Raw genomic sequence first — 1,518 nt, 5'->3', positions numbered from 1 at the left:
TGTGAAGAACACTGGCTTCAAGCCGGAACGGTGTGAAGCGCGGCAGTGAGAGCCGAGAGGATTTGGCGCAGCAACAGGCTGAGCCAGCGGATGAGGCGGCGGAAGTTGTAGCCGGCGGCGGCGAGGACGGCATTGGCGGCGTCGCCCTGGCGGAACCAGAGATAATTGCGGCCCATGCGGTGCTCGGCCTTGAGATGGCCGATGACGGGCTCGACGGCGGCCCTGCGGCGCAGTTCGCGCTTGATCTTGGGCGTCACCCCTCGCTTCTGGCCGGAGAGGAAGACCCTGAACTTGTGGTCGGGCGGCGCATTGTGGCCGCGGTATCCCTTGTCGGCGAGGATGCGTGCGATGGTGTTGCCGACCAGCGCCTCCATGTCCGGGATCACGGTGGCCAGCGTGTGACCGTCATAGGGATTGCCGGGCAGCGCCTTCACATGGGTGACGAACTGACCACCCTGGGCGCGGCTGATCGTGGTGGCAACGGAGACTTTGACGCCGAACTCGTAAGGCCGGTGGGCCTTGCCCTTGCCGATGCATTCGACCTCCGGCGCGTGCAGAGAATAGACCTTCGGCCCGCGTTGACGTTGCTGCTGCTCGCGCACGCGCCGCGCCAGTGGCAGCAGCTTTGCGAACGCCGCTTCGAGCCCACTGTCACCGTCGATCTTGCGGCCGATGTCGCGGATGACGCGGCCGAGATAGGTCCGCAGCGTCTTGAGCGCCCGGTTGGCGCGCTTGAACTGCTTGGCGTGGGCATAGCGCTGATGCTGGATCAGGGCGAACTTGCCCACCCGTGCATAGGACTGGCGCAACGGCACCGCGTGAAGCTGCGCCAGCCGCACCAGCTTCACGCGCGCCCGGTTCAGAAGCTTCGCATCGGTGGGGAACGTCACGTTCTTGGGCTGAACCGTGGTGTCGACGATCACCCGAGACAACTCGGACGGCTTGATCGCCTTGGTCCTGGTGGCAACCGACAGGCTCTCCTGGATCAGCGCAGCCAGCCGCTCCTCGCCCATCCGGTTGCGCCAGCGCGTCAGCGACGAGCGATCGAACACCAGCCGGTGCTGGAAGAACTCCTCGCCGCAGAAGTGTTGGTAATAGGGGTTCTCGACCCACCGCTCGCACAGAACTTCGTCCGACAGGTCGTAGGTGTGCTTGAGGATCGCCAGCCCCGCCATCAACCGCGTCGGCAGCGGCGGCCGCCCGGGATCATCGGTGTAGACCTCGCCGAACCGCTCCTCCAGGAAACTCCAATCCACCGTGCGGCCCAGCGTCACCAGCGGATGCTTCATGTCGATGATCTGGTCGAGCCGTGAGCGGAAAAGGTCCTGTTCTCCCGTCTCGTTCCGCTCCCGTGGTCGCATCTCGTCACCTCGCCAAAGCAGTCAAAGGCGAGTGAATCACAAATCAAGTTTGCAAGGAATCCCGCTCCAAGAGCCCGCTTTCTGGCAAATCCAACCACGGCAAGATGCCGTTTCTAGATTCCAAATCAACGGCTTGGAAGTTCTTCACGGGAGACCA

Annotated in this window: 1 protein-coding gene; it reads right to left on the bottom strand. The window is 63.8% G+C overall.

Features of this window, described 5'->3' with window-relative positions; translation table 11 throughout:
- Positions 1-17 precede the first annotated feature (17 nt).
- On the bottom strand, positions 18-1,361 hold the full coding sequence (locus G8O24_RS42405) for an IS5 family transposase (protein WP_188108398.1): 1,344 nt from the start codon (positions 1,359-1,361) through the stop codon (positions 18-20).
- Between the last annotated feature and the right edge of the window lie 157 nt (positions 1,362-1,518).

The sequence above is a fragment of the Bradyrhizobium campsiandrae genome (assembly GCF_014529705.1).
Lineage (GTDB): Bacteria > Pseudomonadota > Alphaproteobacteria > Rhizobiales > Xanthobacteraceae > Bradyrhizobium > Bradyrhizobium campsiandrae.
This window is presented reverse-complemented; position numbering and strand designations above follow the sequence as displayed.